1 protein-coding gene is annotated in these 1,244 nt (G+C 46.5%); it reads right to left on the bottom strand.

The features are described 5' to 3' along the window. Window positions 1–31: 31 nt before the first annotated feature. Window positions 32–1,182, bottom strand: a protein-coding gene (locus FW757_RS23050) for an IS3 family transposase (RefSeq protein WP_095661212.1) whose coding sequence is annotated in 2 segments (ribosomal slippage) — window positions 32–939 and window positions 939–1,182 — 1,152 coding nt in all. Because the reading frame shifts where the segments join, the coding sequence is not laid out codon by codon here. Between the last annotated feature and the right edge of the window lie 62 nt (window positions 1,183–1,244).

The raw sequence follows: 1,244 nt of genomic DNA, 5'->3' as shown, positions 1-1,244 counted from the left end.
GTGATCTGCTCCAGCCAGACTGGACACTTCATTAAGCGACATTTTTATTTTCAAAGTTAACTGGACTTAGATACCCGAGAGCACTGTGCCTTCTTGTCCGATTATAATCAACCTCGATGTATTCAAAGAGCGTTTGACGCATCTCGTCTCGCGTCATGATCGGCTCATATTGGATCGCTTCAACCTTCATTGAATGGAAGAAGCTCTCAACACAAGCATTATCCCAGCAGTTTCCTTTCCTACTCATACTTTGCTTTAGATTATAAGCGGTTATGATGTCTCGATAATCTTTTGAGCAGTACTGACTACCTCGGTCACTATGAACGATCACCTGCTCAGGGAACCCACGACGGAACAAGGCCATTGATAATGCATCGCAGACCAGTGTTGCGGTCATTCTGGTATCCATAGACCAGCCGACTACTTGCCTTGAATAAAGGTCAATAATTACCGCCAAATACAGCCAGCCTTCACTTGTCGCAACATAGGTGATGTCTCCCGCCCACTTTTGATTCGGAGCCTCCGCGTTAAAATCCTGAGCCAGCAGGTTCGGAGCAACTGGCATTTTATGTTTGCTATCCGTAGTGCACCTAAACTTACGTGCCGCTTTCGGCGTTAAATCCTGACGCTTCATACTAGCGGCAATGGTTTTAACATTACGGCTATCACCGTTCTCTGCCAGCTCTTTCTGGATGCGCCTTGAACCATCACGGCCTTTGCTGTTGTCAAAAGCCTTTTTGACCTTCGTATCAAGCTCTTGGCGAGTTACCTCGCGCTGAGTGGCCTTGTGGCGATGCTTAATCCAGTAATAAAACCCACTTCGTGAAACCCCGAACACCTTAGCCATGCGGACAGCACTGAAGCACAGCAGGTGTTCGAGCATAAATTCGTAGCTATCTACTTTAGATTTTTCGCGAAGTAGGTGGCGGCCTTTTTTACGATATCTAGCTCTTCAGCTTGCTCAGCCAATTGCCTTTTGAGCTTTGCGACTTCAGCGGCTAGATCTTTTTCCCGCTGACTGGTGCTAGTATCTTTCTTGGCTGCTTTACGCCAACCGTAGATCTGGGATTCGTGTAACGAGAGATGCTGCGCTGCCGTAGCTACTCCCAGCTTTTCTGCTAGTTTCAGTGCTTCTGCTTTAAATTCAGCAGAATGGAGAATACGTTTTTTCTTGTTTGTCATGGTTCACCTCATTAGTGATTGTACTCACTTAATTAGGTGTCCAAAACTGGTGGTGCGGATCA

It is taken from the genome of Pseudoalteromonas sp. 1181_04, assembly GCF_052850545.1.
This window is presented reverse-complemented; position numbering and strand designations above follow the sequence as displayed.